We start from the raw sequence: 19,050 nt of genomic DNA, 5'->3' as shown, positions 1-19,050 counted from the left end.
GCACCACCCCCTCGCGAGCAGACGCAAAAGCCCCTGATTCGTGCCGAATTCAGGGGCTTTTGCGTCTGCTCGCCGTCAAGGTCGCCAGCACGGCCATCGCCGCGTTGTGCCCGCCGATGCCCGAGACCCCGCCGCCGCGGCGAGCGCTCGCGCCGCACCGCATGATCCGCGGGTGTTCGGTGGCCACCCCCCATCGCTGTGCCGGAGTGTCCAGCGGATCGTCGTCCTCGACGAACGGCCACGACAGCGCGCCGTGGAAGATGTTGCCCGCCGTCATGCCCAGCGCGTGCTCCAGGTCCCGTGTGGTCGTCGTCTCCAGGCACGGCCGGCCCTGCGCGTCGACGAGCAACAGATCTTGAATCGGTTCGGCCAGAACGGAATTCAGCGATCCGAGTACGGATTCGGTGAGCACGACGGCGTCCGCGCGCAGTGACGGCGGTGTGTGCAGACCGAACACCGTCATCGTCTGCACACCGGGCAACTCAGGCGACACGATGCTCGGATCGGCCAGCGAATGGCAGTAGGCCTCGCACGGCAACGGGTCCGGCACGTCTCCGTCCGACGCCCTCGTGTAGGCGGCGTCGAGCTGTGACCAGGTCTCGTTGACGTGCAGCGTCCCGGCGAATGCCTGCTCCGGTGTCACCCGCGGGTCCCGTAACCGGGGCAGTCGTCGCAGCACCATGTTGACCTTGACCTGCGCGCCCGGCGCCAGGGCGGGTGCCGACTCGCCCAACAGGTCGGCCAGTAGGACCGGCCCCACCCCGCTCAGTACGAACCGCGCCTGCAGCACACACTCGTCGTCGTGCCGGCGATAGCGCACCTCGCCATCCGGGTCTATCGCGAAAACATCTGCGTCAGTGCTGATTTCAGCTCCGTAGCCGGTGGCCGCCGCGGCCAGGGCCGCCGACACCGCGCCCATGCCGCCGACCGGCACATCCCAGTCGCCGGTGCCGCCACCCAGCACGTGATACAGCAGGCAGATGTTCTGCAGCAGCGACCGGTCGTCCAGTCGGGCGAAGGTGCCGATCAGTGCGTCGGTGGCGATCACCCCGCGGACCACGTCGTTGCCGACGGTGCCGGCGATCGCCCGCCCGATCGGTTCGTCGACCAGGGCTTGCCACGCAGACGCCGCGTCGGGATCACCACCGTCCAGCACGAGCCGGCGGGCTTGTTCGCGGGTGCGCAGCGGCTCGAGCAGGGTCGGCCAAAAGCGCCGCGTCACCAGCCGAGAGCGCCGGTAGAACGCGTCGAAGCCCTGCTCGTCGGCCGCGGCGCCGAGCGCGTCGAACCCGCCGGGTGATCCGACGAGCAGACCGGTGCGTCCCCCGGTGATGGGGTCCGGGGTGTAGGACGAATACGCGCGTCGGCTCAGCCGTACCCGAACGCCCAGGTCATCGAGTATGCGCGACGGCAGCAGGCTGACCAGGTACGAATAGCGTGACAGCCGGACGTCGACGCCGTCGAAGGCCCGTGCCGATATCGCGGCGCCGCCGACGTGTGCTTGGCGTTCCAGGACCCGCACTCGCAAACCCGCGCGCGCCAGGTAGGCGGCCGCGACCAGCCCATTGTGCCCACCGCCGACGATCACGACGTCGTACCGGGGATTGACCGCCGGGCCAGTCCCGTTGGCCATCGCTACAGTCTGCCCGACGTTCCCCCGGGAACGGGCCGGGACTCGGTAGGCTGCTAATCGCCTGGAAGTGCACGAACGAGTGAGGAGCGATGGCCGGTTCAGAGGTGGGTGTGACGGAAGCACCCACGCCCGCCGAGCCCGTGGCCCAGGACCGACCGACCCGACGGCAGCTCGTCCGGCTCTGGCTGATCGGTCTGGCGCTGATCCCGTTCCTGCTCGCCCTGATCAGCTACGGCGCATACGAGCGTCCCATGGCCGTCAACGGCCCAACCGGCGATCTGCCCACGCTGTCCCCGACATCGGTCAGTATCTCGATGGCGCCCAGCCTGTCGTTGTCGCTGCTGTCCGTCAGCCGCGACGGCAACGGCATCACGTTGATCGGTGACTTTCCCGACGAGGCGTCGAAAGCGTCATTGATGAAGGCGCTCAAGGGATTACTGGCGCCGGGAGTCGCCGTCGTCGACCAGATCCGCATCGACCCGCTGGTGCACACCCTCGACTTCACCAACGCCGAACCCGTTTTCACCGCCGGCGCCCCGATTCCAGACTTCAACTTCAAGGTCGAGAAAGACACCGTCACGCTGACCGGCACCGCTACCACACCGGACCAGAAGGAGGCGATCGGCCGCGCCGCCGCCGCCGCCTGGCCGGACGTCAACCTGACCAACAAGATCGTGGTCAAAGGCCAGATCACGCCGATGCCCCCGGGTGGTACGCCGGCCCCGCCTGCCCCTGCCCCTGCGGCGGCCGCGAATTGCGGCGATCTACAGGCCGCCATCAACGCCATGACCGGTGGTCCGCTTGCGTTCGGAAACGACGGCGTGAGCCTGACACCGGAGGACAACGACATCCTGATCCGGGTGGCCGACAAGCTCAAGGCATGTCCGGACGCCCGCGTCACCATCAACGGCTACACCGACAACGCCGGCAGCGAGGCCGTCAATATTCCGCTGAGCACCCAACGGGCCACCGCCGTCGCCGAATACGTCATTGCCAACGGCGTGCCGCGCGCCCGGGTCACCGCCAAGGGGATGGGGTCGGCCAATCCGATCGCGAGCAATGACACCCCAGAGGGACGGGCCAAGAACCGCCGCGCCGAGATCGTGGTCGGCTAGGGGATCGGATATGGGTTTCGTGGTCCAGTGGTTGATCTGCTCGGTCGCTTTTGTCGGCGGTTCGGCCGTGGCTTACGGAATAGCGTTGCTGCTCAAGCCCAAACAACGCGACGCCGAAGACGCGCCCGCCCCCGAGCCCGAACCCGAACCCCGCCCCGACCCCGAACCGCAGCCCGTCGAGCAGGAGTCTTCGGAGATCGGAGCCAAAGGGTGAGCGGTCAACTGCACTGGTGGCCCGCCGCTGTCGCGTTCGGGCTCGGCATGGTGCTGACGCTGACGCTGATGATGCGCCCGGCCAAAGTCCCGATGCCGGCCTGGGTGTCGGGTCAACCGGGGCCGCTGGCCCAGCCCGAGCCGCCGACGATGAAGGTGCCGGCCAGCGAGGCGCCTACCCAACGGATCCCGGTGGCCAGGCCGCGACCGGCGAAGAAGACCGCCGCCAAAGTGCCACCGAGAAAACGCAGGCCGATTCCGCGAGACGATGCGACGGAGGCGATTGCGGTCCCAAGGAAGAGGACCGCGAAGAAGGTCCCGGCGAAGAAGGCCAGACCCAGACGCCCACCCGGTCGGATTCCTGTCACGAAAGACCTTGCGACGCAGACTGATACGCTCAGCGAAGCGCAGACGGTGCAGATACCTCTGGTGCCGTACGCGCCGTACGGCCCTGGGTCCATGCGTGCCGATCCCGACGGGACTGGGCCGGAGGGCTGGCAGGTGAAGGGCCGCACCGATTCTCGGCTGTTCTATCTTCCCGATGATCCGGGCTACGACGACGTCGAGGCCCAAGTCTGGTTCGAGGACGAGGATTTCGCCAGGCGGGCGTTTTTCATGCCGGGGCGCGACAGCGCGCCTACCAGCCCCGAGGACTAGGGCGTTTCTGACAATAGCGCCGGTCCTGGTGAGGCGGGTTGAGTTGCATGGGGGTGCGCATCCTGACGCTGGTTTCGCGCCCAGATTTTGCACGCGGAGTAAGCGTTTGGGTTGTTTCGTGATTTCGCTGTGAAGACTTGGTCTTGGGGGTGAAGGGACGGCTTTCGGGGTGAAACCAGGGCGGGAAAATCGGCGAAATCCCGCCGTGGTTTCCCTCGCAAAGCCCAGGTTTCACACTGAAAGCCCAGGTTTCACACTGAAAGCCCCAGGTTCACCCGAACTCGACACCGACTAGCTGGGGCCGGGCAGGCGCAGCACCAGTCGCGCCCCGCCCATTGCGCTGCTCTCCAAAGTCGCCGTGCCACCGTGTAATTGGGCCTGCTGAGCGACCAGCGCCAGGCCCAGGCCGGACCCGGAATGTGAGGCGGTCGAACCTCGCGAGAATCGTTCGAACACGATCCGGCGTTCCTCTTCGGGCACGCCGCTGCCGTCGTCGTCGATGGCGATCTCCACTCCGGCTCGCGAGCTGACCGCCGACACCTGGACATGGGTGGCGCCGCCGTGCTTGACGGCGTTGGCGATCGCGTTGTCCACCGCCAGGCGCAGCCCGGCCGGCATCCCGACGATGATGCACGTCGGCGACGGCACCAGGGACACGTCGACGTCGGGGTAGATGCGGGTGGCATCGTGAGCGGCCCGGTCCAGCAGATCGGTGATGTCGACCGGTACGTGGTCATCGGAGGTGGACAGCTCGCCTTGGGCGAGCCGCTCCAACGCGCTCAGGGTGGCCTCGATGCGCGACTGGGTGCGGATGACGTCGCCGAGCACTTCCTTGCGCTGCTCGTCGGGCATGTCCAGGGTGGCCAGCACCTCGAGGTTGGTCCGCATCGCGGTCAGCGGGGTGCGCAACTCGTGCGAGGAGACCGCGGCGAAGTCACGGGCCGAGGCCAGCGCCTCCTGCGTCCGGTTCTGCTCGTTCCAGATGCGTTGCAGCATGCCCCGCATGGCCTCGGCGATCTCGACGGCTTCACTGGCGCCGTGCACCTCGACCCGCGGGGCTTCGTCGCCGGCATCGATCGACCTCGTCTGTTCGGCGAGTTGTTTGAACGGCCGCACCGCGAAAGCGGCCAGCAGCCAAGCGAACACGGCGGCCGCCGCCACGGCGAAGATGCAGATCAACAGCACCCGCCGATGCAGGTTGTTGGTTTCGGCGTACGTCGCGTCGTAGGTCGCGCCGACGGCCATCGACATCGGTTCCGGTCCGGAGATCTCCACCGTGCGCACCCGGTAACGCACCCCGTTGATGTAGGTGTCGGCGTAGTCGGCCTGCAGTGGCGGCAAGGTGATGTCGGAGTTCGACTTGACCACGTTGCCGCGGCGCACCGTGATCAGGGCGTCCTGGTCGTTGGGGGAGCGCGGGATCTCGTCGAGACCGCGCGGCACGAACGGGATGGCGAAACCAGCGGCCTCGTCGAGCCGGCGGTCCAGCCGCTCTTTGCGGTCCTTGGTGATACCGACCCACACGACAACGCCCACGATCAGCACGGGAATCGCGGCGCCGATCGCCGTCGCGACCACCACCCGGGTCCGTAGCGAGGGCGTTCGGGCGAAGATCCGCGACAGGATGTTCATCGGCAATACTGCGGCCTTACTGCATCCGAAGGACGAACCCGACTCCCCGGACGGTGTGCAGGAGCCGCGGACCGCCGTTGGCCTCCAACTTGCGTCGCAGGTAGCCGATGAAGACATCGACGACGTTGGTGTCGGCGGCGAAATCATAGCCCCACACCAGCTCCAGCAACTGCGCGCGGGACAGCACTGCGGTCTTGTGCTCGGCCAGCACGGCCAGCAGGTCGAACTCTCGCTTGGTCAGGTCCACGTCCACGCCGTTGACCCGAGCCCGGCGGCCCGGGATGTCCACCTCCAGCGGGCCCACCGTGATGGTTTCCGACGACGACGTCGCGGTGGCTCCGCGGCGGCGCAGCAGCGCGCGCACCCGGGCCACCAGTTCGGCCAGCACGAACGGCTTGACCAGGTAGTCGTCGGCTCCGGCCTCCAGACCGGCCACCCGGTCGTCGACCGAGCTGCGGGCGCTGAGCACGCACACCGGCACGTCGTTGTCCATCGCGCGCAGTGCCGTGACGACGCTGACGCCGTCCAGCACCGGCATGTTGATGTCCAGCACGATCGCGTCCGGGCGGGTCTCGGTGGCGCTGCGCAGGGCTTCGGCGCCGTCGACCGCCGTCGACACCTCGAAACCGGAGAGCCGCAGGCCGCGCTCCAGCGAGGCGAGCACGTCGGAGTCGTCGTCGACGACCAAGACCCGAGGTGAGTTGACACCAGTGTCCATGGGTTCATCTTGCCTGATTGTCGGGTGCGACGGTGGGAGGCACGAGCAGTCCGCGGGATGCCGGGACCGTAGCAACGCATTGTCGAAATGGTTATCGTTTCGACGCTGCGCAGCGACCGGGCCTGGTTGCCGACGTGCAATCATCGAGATCGGGTGGCAGGTCACGACATTCGGCGTCGCGACCGAAATTCGTTGTTGCGATTCGCCTTTGACGCCATCTCTCGCAACGGGATCGGGAGACGAGCTCGATGACCGACGTCATGCCCGCCCCGTATGAGGTGGCCCAGGCGCCCGACCAGGACCCGCGTCGGTGGAGCGTCATGGGTGCGGCGGCAATCCTTACTTGCGTTGCGGCCGTTGGGTTCCCACTCATGGCGAGGGCGACGATCGATGGCCCGCTGAGCTACTACGATCACCGTGGGCTGTGGGTGCCGGGGGTGGCGGCCATCGCTTTGCTGTTGTCCGAGTCGGCGATGTGGTTGATACGCCGCCGGGTCACCGTCTGTGCGGCGACGGGCCTGGGACCCGCGATTCGCCGAGACTTGCACCAAGGCTTGCATATCTTGCCGCTGACCTTTCACCTGCGTTGCCAGACCGGGAAATTGGTGTCGCGTTCAGTGAGCGATCAGGACACCGTGCGCGGTCTGCTCTCGTTCGGCGCGGTGCTGGTGGTGCTCGACAGCCTTCAACTCGCCGTGGTGACAGTGTGTCTGCTCGCGCTGTACTGGCCGATGGGGGTGGTGGCGCTGGCCATGGTCGCGGCGCTGCTCGCCACGGTGCTGCACCATCAGGGCGAACTGAGTTTGCCCAGGTTGCCCGCGCAGGTCTGGACGGTGCTGGAGGTCATCCCCAATCTCGCTCTGGTCGTCGTGCTGGGGCACGGGGCGTACGCGGTGTGGCATGGCCTGATCACCATGGGCACGCTGACGGCGTCGCTGCTGATGACGCTGTCCCTGGTCTGGCCAGCCACCGGGCTGGGCTTTCTGTTGTCGATGACCCGCGAAGCGATGAGAGGGTCGGCTAACTGAGCGTGTTCCCGGCCTCCGGCAGGCCGATACGGCGGTAGCGCCGCAAGCGCGCGTCCAAGCGCCCGGCGTCGGGCAACATCCGCAGCGCGTGTACCTCCGCGGCGATCGCGCGGGACAGCCGCGCCGAGAACTCGGCCGGCTCGTCGGCGGCGTCGGGACGTTCGGGCACGACCGCGTCGACGATGCCGGCCGCCAACAGGTCGGTCGACCGGATACCTTGTGCCGCAGCGAGTTCCGGTGCATGTGTGATGTCACGAAAGACGATCGCGCTGGCGCCCTCGGGCGGCAGCGGGGCCAGCCACCCGTGCTGCGCGGCCAGCACCCGGTCGGCGGGCACCATGGCCAGCGCCGGCCCGCCGCTGCCCTGACCCAACAGCACCGACACCGTGGGAGTCGCCAACGTCACCAGCTCGGCCAGGCACTGGGCGATCTGCCCGGCCAAGCCGCCCTGTTCGGCTTCGATGGACAATGCCGGCCCTGCGGTGTCGATCACCAGCACCAGGGGGAGTCGCAGTTCGGCGGCCAAGGCCATACCCCGGCGCGCCTCGCGCAGCGAAGCGGGCCCGACGGCATTGCCGCCACCGGGTTGGGTCCGCTGCTGGCCGAGCACCACCACCGGCTGACCGCAAAACCGGGCCAACGCCAGCAGCGTCGTCGTACCCCGACCGGTGCCCGACAACGGCACCAAATCGGTAGCGCCGTGGCGCAACAGGTCCCGCACATCGGGCCGATCCGGGCGCCGCGAAGCCAGCACCGAATCCCAGGCACCGACGTCGGGCACCGGCTCGGCCGGCTGAGGTGCCGGCGGCGGCCCGGGGGCGTCGGCGATCACCGTCAGCGCCCGGTCGAGCGTGTCACGTAACTCACCGAGCGCGACGACGTCATCGATCACCCCGTGCCGCTGCAGGTTCTCCGCCGTCTGCACGCCGGACGGGAACGGCTCGCCATACAGCAACTCGTACACGCGGGGACCGAGAAACCCGATCAGCGCGCCCGGCTCGGCGAACGTCACGTGACCCAGCGATCCCCAGGACGCAAACACCCCGCCCGTCGTCGGGTTGCGCAGATAGACCAGGTACGGCAGGTGGGCTTGGCGGTGCAGCCGGACGGCGGCGGCTATCTTGACCATCTGCAGGAACGCGACCGTACCCTCCTGCATGCGGGTGCCGCCCGAGCTCGGCGACGCCAGCAACGGCAACCGCTCGGCGGTGGCGCGCTCGACCGCCGAAGTGATCCGTTCTGCGGCGGCCACCCCGATCGACCCGGCCAGGAAGTCGAAGTCGCAGACCACCACCGCCACCCGGCGTCCGAAGACCGTTCCCTCGCCCGTGGAGACGGATTCGTCGCGTCCGGTGGCGGCCCGGGCGTCGGCCAGCTCACGGGCGTAGGACGGCGAGGTCGGCACCGTGAGCGGGTCGGTGTCCCAGCTGAGGAACGAGCCGGGGTCGAGTACCGTGTCGCGCAGTTGATCGGTCGTGATACGGCTCACACCGACGAGGCTAGTTATCCTGGCCCCCATGATCGGTATCACCCAGACCGAAGCCGTCCTGACCATCGAACTGCAGCGACCGGAGCGGCGCAACGCGCTGAACTCCCAGCTCGTCGAGGAGCTGCGGGAGGCGTTGCTGAAGGCGGGGGACGGCTCGGTGCGGGCCATCGTGCTGACCGGGCAGGGCACGGCGTTCTGCGCCGGGGCGGACCTGTCCGGCGACGCGTTCGCCGCCGACTACCCCGACCGGCTCGTCGAACTACACCGGGTCATGGACGCCACGTTGATCCCGGTGATCGGTGCGATCAACGGTCCCGCCATCGGCGCCGGGCTGCAGCTGGCCATGCAGTGCGACCTCCGGGTCGTCGCACCGGACGCGTTCTTCCAGTTCCCGACGTCGAAATACGGTCTGGCGCTGGACAATTGGAGCATCCGCCGGTTGTCCTCGCTGGTCGGTCACGGCCGGGCCAGGTCGATGCTGCTGACCGCGGAGAAACTGACCGCCGAGGTCGCGCTACAGACCGGCATGGCCAATCGGATCGGGACGCTTGCCGACGCCCAGGCCTGGGGCGCAGAGATCGCCGGGCTGGCGCCGCTGGCCATCCAGCACGCCAAGCGGGTACTCAACGACGACGGCTCCATCGAAGAAGCCTGGCCGGAGCACAAGGAGCTGTTCGACAAGGCCTGGGGCAGTCAGGACGTGATCGAGGCGCAGGTGGCCCGGGTCGAAAAGCGGCCACCGAACTTTCAGGGGGCCTGACGGACATGACGAACCGGGCGCTGCGACTGGCCGCCGGCACCGTCTCGCTGGCAGCGGGCGGCTGGTTGCTACGCGCCCTGCACGGCGCCCCCTCGGCGCTGGGCGCCGACCCCGGAGCCATCGAAGCCGTCACAGCGGATTCGCCGAACTACCGGGACGGCGCGTTCGTCAACATCGACCCCGGCTCGCTCTACGTGATGAACCGCGAGCAGCTGCGCCAGGTCGCCTGGGAACTGGTCGGCGCACGCGTACACAGCCGTCCCGCGCGACCGATCCCGTTGGCATCGCCGTCCATTTATCAGGGTGAGCCGGCCGAATTGGCGGTCAGCTGGTTCGGTCACTCGACGGCACTGATCGAGATCGACGGTTACCGCGTGCTGACCGACCCGGTGTGGAGCGACCGCTGCTCGCCGTCGGACCTGGTCGGACCGCAACGACTGCATCCCCCGCCCGTGCAATTGGAAGGCTTGCCGGCCGTCGACGCCGTAGTGATCAGCCACGACCACTACGACCATCTCGACATCGACACCGTGCTCGCGCTGGCTCGCATGCAGCGGGCACCGTTCTTCGTGCCGCTCGGGGTTGGTGCGCACCTACGGTCGTGGGGGATACCCGAGCAGCGGATCGTCGAGCTCGACTGGAATCAGAGCGCGAAGGTCGACGAACTGACCATCGTCTGCGTACCGGCCCGGCACTTCTCCGGGCGCTTTCTGAGCCGCAACAACACGCTGTGGGCGTCCTGGGCGTTTGTCGGGCCGTCGCACCGGGCCTATTTCGGTGGCGACACCGGCTACACCAAGAGCTTTGCCGACATCGGTTCCGAACACGGGCCGTTCGACCTGACGCTGATGCCGATCGGCGCGTACAACACGGCCTGGCCGGACATCCACATGAACCCGGAGGAAGCGGTACGGGCTCATCTGGACGTCACCGACTCGGGGTCGGGGCTGCTGGTGCCGATTCACTGGGGGACGTTCCGGCTGGCGCCGCACCCCTGGTCCGAGCCGGTCGAGCGGGTGCTCGAAGCGGCCGAGGCGGACGGGGCTCAGGTGGCGGTGCCCAATCCTGGGCAGCGGATCGACACCGCCTCGCCGCTGCGATTCAGCGCGTGGTGGCGGCTCTGAGCGAACCTGGTTTCCTTCCCGCGAAACCAGATGCCGGCCCGCTTCATCGGGCGCGAGGGTCCTCAAATGTACGGCCAAAACGGCGTGTCGTCGTACATTTGAGCGCGCTCGCGGGAAAAGGATTAGCCATGAGGAAACGTGCGGCGACGGCCGCAGTCCTGCTGCTGATGGTGTCGCTGGTTGGCTGTGGTCCCGGGCGACCGGCGTCCAGTCCGTCGTCCACGCCGGTCCAGGTGCCGCCCAACGAGTTCTCCGGCTTGCAGATCCCCGCCGGCCGCATCGACGACGCCGTCGCCAAGGTCGACGGCCTGGTGGCCGAACTGATGAAGAACAGCGGCATCCCGGGTATGGCGGTGGCGATCGTTCGCGGCGGGAAGACGTTGTACGCCAAGGGGTTCGGCATCAGGGATGCAAGCAGGCCAGACGCTGCGGACAACAAGGTCAACGCCGACACCGTCTTTCAACTGGCCTCGATATCGAAGTCGATCGGTGCGACCGTGGTGGCGCACGAAGTCACCGACGGTGCCATCACCTGGGACACGCCCGTGGTGTCGAAGCTGCCGTGGTTCGCGCTCAGCGACCCTTACGTCACCGAGCACGTGACAGTCGCCGACCTTTATTCGCACCGCTCCGGGTTGCCCGACCACGCCGGCGATGCCCTGGAAGACCTGGGCTACGACCGCCGGCAAGTGCTGGAGCACCTGAAGTATCTGAGTCTGGCCCCTTTCCGGAACAGCTACGCCTACACCAACTTCGGGGTGACCGCCGGTGCCAGCGCCGCCGCGGCCGCCGCCGGCAAGTCCTGGGAGGACCTGTCCGACGAAGTGCTCTACCGACCGCTCGGGATGGCCTCGACGAGTTCCCGGCTCGCCGACTTCCTGGCCAGGCCCAACCGAGCGGTCAACCACATCAAGATCGGCGACAAATGGGAAGCACGTTTCCAGCGCGACCCCGACGCCCAGACTCCCGCGGGTGGGGTGAGCTCGTCGGTCAACGACATGGCGCACTGGCTGACCATGCTGCTCGCCCGCGGTACCTACAACGGTCAGCGCATCACCTCACCGGAAGCGTTGCAGCCCGCTCTCACCCCGCAGGTGATCTCCGTGGCCGCAAAAAACCCGCAGGCGCGGGCCGGCACCTACGGCTACGGTTTCAATGTGTCGGTGACCTCATCCGGACGTACCCAGTACAGTCACTCGGGAGCGTTCGGACTAGGCGCGGCAACGACTTTCGCGGTGTTGCCGTCGGAGGACGTGGCCATCGTCGCGCTGACCAACGCCGCTCCCTACGGTGTGCCGGAAGCGCTGACGGCCGAGTTCATGGACCTGGTGCAGTACGGCCAGGTGCGGGAGGACTGGGCCACGTTGTACCGGCAACAACTGGGTCCGATGAACCGCCCGGACGGTTCACTGGTCGGCAGGCCACCTCCGGTCAACCCGGCTCCGGCCCGGCCGCTGACCGAATACGTCGGTGTCTACGCGAACGACTATTGGGGGCCGGCCACCGTCACCGAACGTGACGGCCGCCTGCAGCTGGCGCTAGGGCCCAAGAACCAGACCTTCGACCTGACCCACTGGGACGGCGACACCTTCACATTCCCGCTGACCAACGAAAACGCCTTGCCCGGTTCGATTTCCAAAGCGACCTTCGTCGGCAACGCGCTGAACCTCGAGTACTACGACGCCGACAAGCTCGGAACATTCAACCGATGACCGCCGCGCCTGCCGTGACCGGATTGTCCGATGCCGAAGTGGCGCAACGGGTCGCCGACGGGCAAGCCAACGACCTTCCCGAGCGCGCCACCCGCAGCATCGCGCAGATCGCGCGGGCCAACGTCTTCACCCGGATCAACGCAATCCTGGGTGTGCTGTTCGCCATCGTGCTGGTGACCGGGTCGGTGATCAACGGGCTGTTCGGCTTGTTGATCGTCGCCAACAGCGTCATCGGCATGGTCCAGGAGATCCGCGCCAAGCGGACGCTGGACGAACTGGCCATCGTCGGACAGGCAAAACCATTGGTGCGCAGGCAATCCGGAACGTGTGCCCGCCCCCCCGACGAGGTGGTGCTCGACGACGTGATCGAGGTCGGTCCGGGCGACCAGATCGTGGTCGACGGGCAGATCCTCGAAGTGGACAATCTCGAGGTCGACGAGTCACTGCTCACCGGCGAAGCCGACCCGATCGCCAAACAGTCGGGCGAGGAAGTCATGTCGGGCAGTTTCGTCGTCGCCGGCTCCGGAGCGTACCGCGCCACCAAGGTCGGCCGTGACGCCTACGCGGCCAGACTCGCCGCCGAGGCCAGCAAGTTCACGTTGGTGAAATCCGAACTGCGCAACGGTATCAACAGAATCCTGCAGTTCATCACCTACTTGCTGATACCGGCCGGACTCCTCACCATCTACACCCAGTTGTTCACCACCAACGCGGGCTGGCGCGAGTCCGTGTTGGCGACCGTGGGTGCGTTGGTGCCGATGGTGCCGGAAGGTCTGGTGCTGATGACCTCGATCGCATTCGCGATCGGCGTCGTGCGACTCGGTCGGCGCCAATGCCTGGTGCAGGAGTTGCCCGCGATCGAGGGACTGGCCCGGGTCGACGTCGTCTGTGCTGACAAGACCGGCACGCTGACCGAGAGTGGCATGCGGGTAGCCGAGGTCGAAGATCTCGGCCCGGCCGGCGAAAGTCCCGCCGACGTGCTCGCCGCGCTGGCGGCGGCCGACCCCCGTCCGAACGCCAGCATGCAGGCGATAGCCGACGCATATCCCGACCCTCCCGGTTGGACCGTCACCGCCACAGCGCCTTTCAAGTCCGCGACCAAATGGAGCGGCGTGTCCTACCGCGATCACGGGGACTGGGTGATCGGGGCGCCCGACGTGCTGCTCGACCCGGACTCGGAGCCGGCCGCGCAAGCCGAGACGCTCGGCGGGCAGGGCCTGCGGGTGCTGCTGCTCGGCACCAGCGCCACCGCGGTCGACGATCCCGAAGCGCCCGGTGCCGTCGCTCCCGTCGCCCTGGTGGTGCTGGAGCAGAAGGTGCGCCCGGATGCCGGTGAAACACTGGGATACTTTGCGGCTCAAGGCGTTACCGTCAAGGTGATCTCCGGGGATAACGCCGTGTCGGTCGCCGCGGTGGCCGACAGGCTCGGACTGCACGGCGAGACGATGGACGCCCGGCGGATGCCGTCCGAACCAGCCGAACTGGCCGAGACCCTGGACACCTACACCACATTCGGCCGGGTGCGCCCCGATCAGAAGCGCACCATGGTGCACGCCCTGCAGGCGCACGGGCACACGGTGGCAATGACCGGTGACGGTGTCAACGACGTGCTCGCCCTCAAAGACGCCGACATCGGCGTGGCGATGGGTGCGGGCAGTCCGGCGGCCCGCGCGGTAGCGCAACTTGTGTTGCTGGACAACAAGTTCGCGACGCTGCCCTATGTGGTGGGCGAGGGGCGGCGAGTGATCGGCAACATCGAACGCGTCGCGAGCCTGTTCCTGACCAAGACGGTGTATTCGGCGTTGCTGGCACTGCTGGTCGGCATCGAATGCCTACTGGCCAAGCCATTGGGTGCCGATCCGCTGTTGTTCCCGTTCCAGCCCATTCACATCACCATCGCGGCCTGGTTCACGATCGGCATTCCGTCCTTCATCTTGTCGTTGGCGCCCAACAACGAGCGTGCTTACCCGGGTTTCGTGCGGCGGGTGCTGACCTCGGCGTTGCCGTCCGGCCTCGTCGTGGGAGTCGCGACGTTCGTCTCGTATCTCACCGCCTATCACGGCCGGCATGCGACGGGAGTGGAGCAGGACCAGGCGTCGACGACGGCGCTGATCACCTTGCTCGTGACGGCGGTGTGGGTGCTGGCCGTGGCGGCCCGCCCCTACCAATGGTGGCGGTTGGCGCTGGTCATCGTCTCCGCGCTGGCGTACGTGCTGATCTTCAGCTTGCCGTGGACGCAACAGAAGTTCTTCCTCGATCCGTCGAACCTGTGGGCGACGACGACGGCGCTGGCAATCGGTGCGACGGGGGCGGCCGTCATCGAGGCCTTGTGGTGGATGCGGGCCAGGGTCCTGGGAGTGAAACCGCAAGTGTGGCGTGGTTAGCAGCGGCAGATAGGGTCGTACCGGCAATCAGGGGCTCCGGGGGAGGGGCTCTTCGAGGGAAGGGACGATCAGATGGGATTTCTGGACAAGGCCAAGGGCCTGTTGTCGCAGAACGCCGACAAGGTCGAGACGGTGATCAACAAGGCCGGCGAGTTCGTCGACGAAAAGACGCAGCATAAGTACACCGACACCATCCACAAGGTGCAGGAGGGCGCCAAGAAGGTGGCCGGCCCCGGCGACCAGCAGGGGTAGCGGCGGATGGCGAAACTCTCCGGAGCGATCGACGTTCCGCTCCCGCCGGAAGAGGCGTGGAAGCATGCGTCGGACCTGACCCGATACAAGGACTGGCTGACCATCCACAAGGTGTGGCGCAGCAAGCTACCGGAAGTCATCGAGAAGGGCACCGTCCTCGAGTCCTATGTCGAGGTCAAGGGCATGACCAACCGGATCAAGTGGACGATCGTGCGCTACAAGCCGCCGGAAGGTATGACACTCAACGGCGACGGCGTCGGCGGTGTCAAGGTCAAGCTGATCGCCAAGGTCGCCCCCAACGGCGAGGGTTCCTCCGTCGTCAGTTTCGACGTGCATCTTGGTGGTCCCGCGCTGTTCGGGCCGATCGGCATGGTGGTGGCCGCGGCGCTGCGCAGCGACATCCGCGAGTCGCTGCAGAACTTCGTCACGGTGTTCACCCGTCCCGATCCGGGCATGAACGGGGGCCGGGTCGTCCATCAGTGACCGGTCAGTTTGCGGTCCGGCCGAGTTAACGGACGGTTGCCCGCCGCGACCGATCACACCGGGGCCGCGTTCAACCTGTCGTCGCTGCGGAGCTGACTCCTGTTGCCACGCTGGCGTGACGCTCGGCGCCAAACGCAACGCTGGCGTGACGCTCGGTCGAGGCAGCGGCCTTCGGTTAACCTCGCAAACATGAGTCGCCGCCCCCGCCCCGGCTGGATGGTGGCGCTGTGCGCCATGGTGCTCGCCACCAGTACCTGGTTGCCCTGGCTGACGACGCAGGTCGACGGCGGCGGCTGGGCGAACGCGATCGGGGGCACCCACGGCAGCCTGGAACTGCCACGTGGATTCGGTGCGGGCCAACTGATCTTGTTGCTGTCCTCGGCACTGCTGGTGGCCGGCGCGATGGTCGGGCGCGGATTGTCCGCCCGCTCGGCTTCGATTGCGACGCTGGTCATTTCACTGCTCGTGGTGGGACTCGTGGTGTTGTACTACCGGCGCAACATCAGCGTGCAGGTATCGGCCGAGTACGGCTTCTACGTCGGTGCGGTCGCCGCGGCCGGCGCGGTGGCCTGCGCGGTGTGGGCGGTGGTGGTGGCGGCGCTGGACGCTCGGCGCTAGCGGTCAGCCCGGAAACCGATGCGTGCCGGATGCTGAGCTGTCGACGGGCTCGTTGACCCCGTACACGAACGGCGCGAAGACGACTTCGCGACCGTCCGGGTCGCGGTAAGTGACGGCACCGGTGGCCTCCCAGTACGGATGCTGCTCGACGCGCGGAACCGCTGCCTCCTCCAGCCGGGTGATGGCGTGCTGCTGGGCTTGCCTGTCCGGAAAGTACAGGCACAGCTGGTCGTGCGGGTCCACTGCCGGCGCGGTCACGGACTCCACGATCTCCATCGTCAACGACGAGCCGGGCAGCCCGAATATCGCGCCGTTGCTGCCGTAGCTCTCGCTGAACGTCTCGAACAGCGGCAACCCGACCAGTTCGCGGTAGAACCGTACCGTCTCGGCGTAATTCGACGAGCGACGGGCGAAACGGATGGCACCGACCGAGGCCAGCTGCGCCGGCCAGTGCGTGACCCGGCCCCCGTTCACAGGCCGACCGCCGTCGCCGCGGAATCCACTTCGCCCCAACGGCGCAACTCGGCACCCGGCACCCACGTGGAATGGGTACCGCTGGAAATGCGTTCGGGCAGCGCAAGTTTGCACAGCGGCCCGTCGCCGACCCGGGCCGCATCGAACACCAGACAGTACGACGCATCGGCATTCATGTCCGTGGTCAACGTGACCAGGTAGCCGTCGTCCTCAGCAGTGCCGCCGACCCGGGGTGCCATCGCGGTCTCGCTGCCGTACACGCCGTCACCGAATGAGAAGCGTTCCTCGTCGCCGGTGCGCAGGTCGTGTTTGACCAAGCCGTCGAACAGGAACCAGCCCGGCTTGCCACTTGCGGCGTACACATAGCGGTAGTCGCTGGTCAGGTAGTCGGTGTTGATCATCCCGAATTCGGTGACCGAGTCCGACAGCGGGCCTTCCGTCACCTTCCCGGTCAACAGGTTCAGCCGCCACCGGTGCAGGCGGGCATCCATCCGATCCAGTGCCAGGAAGCGAAACAGTTTCTCCCACTTGCCGGTTGGTCCGGCCCCGCTCTCCAGCGGTTGGGGTGCGCCTTCGAAGAATCCGTCGAGCACGATCTCGTCGCCGTCCTCGTAGGCATTGGTGAAGTGCAGCACGTACGTCGGGTCGGCTTCGAACCACCGGATCTCCTGCGTGCCGCCCCGCCGCGGGATCACCGCGAACCGCGACGGCATGTCCGCGTGATAGCGCGGCAGGTGCACCCGGTGCTCGAGCAGCTGCGGATCCCAGAACAACGGGAAATCGTTGAGTATGGCGTAGTTTTCGGTGAACGCCATGTCGTGCGGGAGGCGTGGCCCGGGCAGTGGGATGTCGACATAGTGGACGAGGTCGTTGTTCGCGTCGACGACCCCGTAGCGCATGTACGGGTCCTGCTTGCTGTAGTTGAAGAACAACAACTCGCCGGTCGTGTTGTCCACCTTGGGATGTGCCGACACTCCCCAGTCGGACGGGAACTTTCCGTTCCAGGTTTCCTTGCCCAACGTGTTCGCCGAATGCGGATCCACCCGGTACAGGTCACCGCACTGGTAGAAGCTGGTCAGGGCGACACCGCGGTGGACGATGACATCGGTGCTCGATGCATCCTTCATCAGTTCGCGCGCACCCCAACCACGTTCACGTTTGGCGATCTGTACCGGCTCGGCCAATCCGGGCCAAAGTGGTTCGCCCGCTTCGTTTTCCGCCAGGAAGCCCTCGGTCTGGATGAACCGGTTTCGGTAGAATGCTTTGCCGTCGCGGAAGCCGACGATGTGCAGCATCCCGTCGCCGTCGAACGGGTGATACGTCTTGAACGCCGGGTGCAACGGGTTCTCGGTGTTGCGCAGGTAGATGCCGTCCAGGTCACCGGGAAGCTCGCCGTCCACGACGGTCAGATCGTCGGCGTCCCACTCGGTGGTCTGCGGTCGCCACGGACCGGTGCGGTAGGGGTGGTCGTCATCCTCGGGCAGCGTCGACAGATACTTCCCGACAATCTGCACATCCATGGTCAAACGCCTTCGCCGACAACGAAACTCACGGTGGTGGCGGTACTGCCGCCGAAGTTGAGCGTGCCGAAAGTCCGGGCACCCTCGACCTGGTAGTCGCCGGCCGTGCCACTGACCTGCTTGGCCGCGTCCACGAGCATCCGAACTCCAGACGCCCCCACCGGGTGCCCGCCGCCGATCAGCCCGCCGCTGGGGTTGATCGGCAACCGACCGCCTATCTCGATCTCACCGTTCTCGATCGCTTTCCACGATTCGCCCGGCCCGGTCAGTCCGATGTGGTCGATGGCCAGGTACTCACTGGGCGTGAAGCAGTCGTGCACCTCGAAGCCGTCCACCTCGTCGAGCGTCCGCTGCGCGCGGCGCAACGCGTCGAGCACCGCCGACCGCACGTGAGGCAGCACATAGGGGTCGTCGGCGGCGCGGTCCAGTTTCTGCCGCAATCCCAGCCCGACCGTTCGATGCCCCCACCCGTCGATCCGCCCGATCGGTCGCGCCGAGGGGTGTTGCCGCAGATAGGAGTCGTTGACCAGCACCAGTCCGGCGCCGCCGTCGGTCATCTGGCTGCAGTCGAACCTGCGCAACCGGCCCTCGGTGACCGGATTGGTTGCCTCGTCGTCGGTGATCGGGTCCGGGACCGTCCAGCCACGGGTCTGGGCGTTGGGATTGCGGCGTGCGTTGGCGAAATTGAGTGCCGCGATGGCGCGCAGATGGGTGTCGTCCAGCCCGTAGCGCCGGTCGTATTCGTCGGCGACCTGGCCGAACATCGACGGCCACAGATAGCGTGCGTCGGCCCCCTCGTGTCCCGTCCAAGCCGCCGCGCCGAGATACTGGGCGGCTGTGTCGCCAGGCACGGTCTTTTCCAACTCCAGACCGACGACCAGCGCGGCGTCGTAGGCCCCGGACCGCAGATCGGAGATCGCAGCCAGGGCGGCGATACTGCCCGAAGCGCATGCCGCCTCGTGCCGGGCGGCGGGGGTGTCCCATAGCTCGCCGCAGACGGTGGCGGGCATCGCGCCGAGGTGGCCCTGCTGGGCGAACATCTCGCCGAAGGCGTTTCCGACGTGCACCACCGCGATCTGGGCGGCGGGAATTCGGGCCGCGGCGAGCGTGCCGTCGACGACCTCGGTGGTCAGCGCCGCAAAGTCACGGTTCTCGCGGTTCAGGTTCCGGGCAAAGTCGCTCTGGTAGCCGCCCAGGATCCACACGCCGCAGACACCGTCCATACGCGGCACGGTACT

18 protein-coding genes are annotated in these 19,050 nt (G+C 67.3%); 11 read left to right on the top strand and 7 right to left on the bottom strand.

Annotated elements, in window-relative coordinates:
- Nucleotides 1–49: 49 nt before the first annotated feature.
- Nucleotides 50–1,633, bottom strand: coding sequence for a phytoene desaturase family protein (locus tag AC5Y47_RS17760; protein ID WP_499945500.1), 1,584 nt, complete (start codon nucleotides 1,631–1,633; stop codon nucleotides 50–52).
- An 89-nt stretch (nucleotides 1,634–1,722) separates the two neighbouring features.
- Here AC5Y47_RS17760 and arfA point away from each other — a divergent pair, with 89 nt between their 5' ends.
- From arfA to arfC, 3 genes are read left to right on the top strand one after another with little or no spacing between them, the layout of a single operon-like run.
- On the top strand, nucleotides 1,723–2,748 hold the full coding sequence (gene arfA, locus AC5Y47_RS17755) for a channel-forming protein ArfA/OmpATb (protein WP_499945498.1): 1,026 nt from the start codon (nucleotides 1,723–1,725) through the stop codon (nucleotides 2,746–2,748).
- A gap of 10 nt (nucleotides 2,749–2,758) precedes the next feature.
- Nucleotides 2,759–2,962 (top strand): hypothetical protein, encoded by a 204-nt coding sequence (locus AC5Y47_RS17750; protein WP_499945496.1) that lies wholly within the window; start codon nucleotides 2,759–2,761, stop codon nucleotides 2,960–2,962.
- Nucleotides 2,959–3,618: a channel accessory protein ArfC, sunset domain variant gene (gene arfC / locus AC5Y47_RS17745; protein ID WP_499945494.1), complete on the top strand. Its 660-nt coding sequence runs from the start codon at nucleotides 2,959–2,961 to the stop codon at nucleotides 3,616–3,618. Before AC5Y47_RS17750 ends, arfC begins: the two co-directional genes overlap by 4 nt.
- 291 nt (nucleotides 3,619–3,909) lie before the next feature.
- Here arfC and AC5Y47_RS17740 read toward each other — a convergent pair whose 3' ends face one another.
- Nucleotides 3,910–5,250 carry a HAMP domain-containing sensor histidine kinase gene (locus AC5Y47_RS17740; protein ID WP_499945492.1) on the bottom strand — a complete coding sequence of 447 codons (1,341 nt, stop codon included), beginning with the start codon at nucleotides 5,248–5,250 and terminating at the stop codon, nucleotides 3,910–3,912.
- 16 nt (nucleotides 5,251–5,266) lie between these two features.
- A complete protein-coding gene (gene prrA, locus AC5Y47_RS17735) occupies nucleotides 5,267–5,968 on the bottom strand; it encodes a two-component system response regulator PrrA (RefSeq protein WP_036364553.1) in 702 nt (233 codons plus the stop codon).
- 371 nt (nucleotides 5,969–6,339) lie between these two features.
- Here prrA and AC5Y47_RS17730 point away from each other — a divergent pair, with 371 nt between their 5' ends.
- Nucleotides 6,340–6,996, top strand: a complete 657-nt coding sequence (locus AC5Y47_RS17730) for an ABC transporter transmembrane domain-containing protein (RefSeq protein ID WP_499945489.1) — start codon at nucleotides 6,340–6,342, stop codon at nucleotides 6,994–6,996.
- Here the strand turns inward: AC5Y47_RS17730 and AC5Y47_RS17725 are convergent.
- Nucleotides 6,989–8,485: a carboxyl transferase domain-containing protein gene (locus AC5Y47_RS17725; protein WP_499945487.1), complete on the bottom strand. Its 1,497-nt coding sequence runs from the start codon at nucleotides 8,483–8,485 to the stop codon at nucleotides 6,989–6,991. The genes AC5Y47_RS17730 and AC5Y47_RS17725 overlap by 8 nt on opposite strands.
- Before the next feature lie 28 nt (nucleotides 8,486–8,513).
- Between AC5Y47_RS17725 and AC5Y47_RS17720 the strand changes: the two genes are divergently transcribed.
- The 7 genes from AC5Y47_RS17720 to AC5Y47_RS17690 all read left to right on the top strand — a co-directional run bounded on the left by AC5Y47_RS17720 (nucleotide 8,514) and on the right by AC5Y47_RS17690 (nucleotide 15,818).
- The gene (locus tag AC5Y47_RS17720) at nucleotides 8,514–9,245 is read left to right on the top strand and encodes an enoyl-CoA hydratase (RefSeq protein ID WP_499945485.1); all 732 of its coding nucleotides are present in this window, start codon (nucleotides 8,514–8,516) and stop codon (nucleotides 9,243–9,245) included.
- Nucleotides 9,246–9,250: 5 nt separating this feature from the next.
- Nucleotides 9,251–10,369, top strand: coding sequence for an MBL fold metallo-hydrolase (locus AC5Y47_RS17715; protein ID WP_499945483.1), 1,119 nt, complete (start codon nucleotides 9,251–9,253; stop codon nucleotides 10,367–10,369).
- 128 nt (nucleotides 10,370–10,497) lie between these two features.
- Nucleotides 10,498–12,081 carry a serine hydrolase gene (locus AC5Y47_RS17710; RefSeq protein ID WP_499945481.1) on the top strand — a complete coding sequence of 528 codons (1,584 nt, stop codon included), beginning with the start codon at nucleotides 10,498–10,500 and terminating at the stop codon, nucleotides 12,079–12,081.
- Nucleotides 12,078–14,465 (top strand): cation-translocating P-type ATPase, encoded by a 2,388-nt coding sequence (locus tag AC5Y47_RS17705; RefSeq protein WP_499945479.1) that lies wholly within the window; start codon nucleotides 12,078–12,080, stop codon nucleotides 14,463–14,465. The genes AC5Y47_RS17710 and AC5Y47_RS17705 overlap by 4 nt, the downstream gene beginning before the upstream one ends.
- A 72-nt stretch (nucleotides 14,466–14,537) precedes the next feature.
- The gene (locus AC5Y47_RS17700) at nucleotides 14,538–14,717 is read left to right on the top strand and encodes an antitoxin (RefSeq protein ID WP_499945477.1); all 180 of its coding nucleotides are present in this window, start codon (nucleotides 14,538–14,540) and stop codon (nucleotides 14,715–14,717) included.
- Between the two features lie 6 nt (nucleotides 14,718–14,723).
- Entirely contained in the window at nucleotides 14,724–15,200 is a 477-nt protein-coding gene (locus tag AC5Y47_RS17695; RefSeq protein ID WP_499945475.1) for a type II toxin-antitoxin system Rv0910 family toxin, read from the top strand.
- A 189-nt stretch (nucleotides 15,201–15,389) separates the two neighbouring features.
- Entirely contained in the window at nucleotides 15,390–15,818 is a 429-nt protein-coding gene (locus AC5Y47_RS17690) for a hypothetical protein (RefSeq protein ID WP_499945473.1), read from the top strand.
- A 3-nt stretch (nucleotides 15,819–15,821) separates the two neighbouring features.
- Here AC5Y47_RS17690 and AC5Y47_RS17685 read toward each other — a convergent pair whose 3' ends face one another.
- From AC5Y47_RS17685 to AC5Y47_RS17675, 3 genes are read right to left on the bottom strand one after another with little or no spacing between them, the layout of a single operon-like run.
- Nucleotides 15,822–16,292 carry a VOC family protein gene (locus AC5Y47_RS17685; RefSeq protein ID WP_499945471.1) on the bottom strand — a complete coding sequence of 157 codons (471 nt, stop codon included), beginning with the start codon at nucleotides 16,290–16,292 and terminating at the stop codon, nucleotides 15,822–15,824.
- Nucleotides 16,289–17,812 (bottom strand): carotenoid oxygenase family protein, encoded by a 1,524-nt coding sequence (locus AC5Y47_RS17680; RefSeq protein ID WP_499945470.1) that lies wholly within the window; start codon nucleotides 17,810–17,812, stop codon nucleotides 16,289–16,291. The genes AC5Y47_RS17685 and AC5Y47_RS17680 overlap by 4 nt, the downstream gene beginning before the upstream one ends.
- A gap of 2 nt (nucleotides 17,813–17,814) precedes the next feature.
- Nucleotides 17,815–19,035, bottom strand: a complete 1,221-nt coding sequence (locus tag AC5Y47_RS17675) for an acetyl-CoA acetyltransferase (protein WP_499945469.1) — start codon at nucleotides 19,033–19,035, stop codon at nucleotides 17,815–17,817.
- Between the last annotated feature and the right edge of the window lie 15 nt (nucleotides 19,036–19,050).

Source organism: Mycobacterium sp. NGS22, from assembly GCF_059813095.1.
Note: the sequence above shows the minus strand (reverse complement) of the source record. Positions and strands in the feature narration are given on the sequence as shown.

What these genes read in the sequence shown, in the direction of transcription:
- AC5Y47_RS17760 (WP_499945500.1), bottom strand. Translation starts at nt 1,633, where the DNA reads ATGGCCAACGGGACTGGCCCGGCGGTCAATCCCCGGTACGACGTCGTG.
- arfA (WP_499945498.1), top strand. Translation starts at nt 1,723, where the DNA reads ATGGCCGGTTCAGAGGTGGGTGTGACGGAAGCACCCACGCCCGCCGAG.
- AC5Y47_RS17750 (WP_499945496.1), top strand. Translation starts at nt 2,759, where the DNA reads ATGGGTTTCGTGGTCCAGTGGTTGATCTGCTCGGTCGCTTTTGTCGGC.
- AC5Y47_RS17740 (WP_499945492.1), bottom strand. Translation starts at nt 5,250, where the DNA reads ATGAACATCCTGTCGCGGATCTTCGCCCGAACGCCCTCGCTACGGACC.
- prrA (WP_036364553.1), bottom strand. Translation starts at nt 5,968, where the DNA reads ATGGACACTGGTGTCAACTCACCTCGGGTCTTGGTCGTCGACGACGAC.
- AC5Y47_RS17730 (WP_499945489.1), top strand. Translation starts at nt 6,340, where the DNA reads ATGGCGAGGGCGACGATCGATGGCCCGCTGAGCTACTACGATCACCGT.
- AC5Y47_RS17720 (WP_499945485.1), top strand. Translation starts at nt 8,514, where the DNA reads ATGATCGGTATCACCCAGACCGAAGCCGTCCTGACCATCGAACTGCAG.
- AC5Y47_RS17715 (WP_499945483.1), top strand. Translation starts at nt 9,251, where the DNA reads ATGACGAACCGGGCGCTGCGACTGGCCGCCGGCACCGTCTCGCTGGCA.
- AC5Y47_RS17710 (WP_499945481.1), top strand. Translation starts at nt 10,498, where the DNA reads ATGAGGAAACGTGCGGCGACGGCCGCAGTCCTGCTGCTGATGGTGTCG.
- AC5Y47_RS17705 (WP_499945479.1), top strand. Translation starts at nt 12,078, where the DNA reads ATGACCGCCGCGCCTGCCGTGACCGGATTGTCCGATGCCGAAGTGGCG.
- AC5Y47_RS17700 (WP_499945477.1), top strand. Translation starts at nt 14,538, where the DNA reads ATGGGATTTCTGGACAAGGCCAAGGGCCTGTTGTCGCAGAACGCCGAC.
- AC5Y47_RS17695 (WP_499945475.1), top strand. Translation starts at nt 14,724, where the DNA reads ATGGCGAAACTCTCCGGAGCGATCGACGTTCCGCTCCCGCCGGAAGAG.
- AC5Y47_RS17690 (WP_499945473.1), top strand. Translation starts at nt 15,390, where the DNA reads ATGAGTCGCCGCCCCCGCCCCGGCTGGATGGTGGCGCTGTGCGCCATG.
- AC5Y47_RS17680 (WP_499945470.1), bottom strand. Translation starts at nt 17,812, where the DNA reads ATGGATGTGCAGATTGTCGGGAAGTATCTGTCGACGCTGCCCGAGGAT.
- AC5Y47_RS17675 (WP_499945469.1), bottom strand. Translation starts at nt 19,035, where the DNA reads ATGGACGGTGTCTGCGGCGTGTGGATCCTGGGCGGCTACCAGAGCGAC.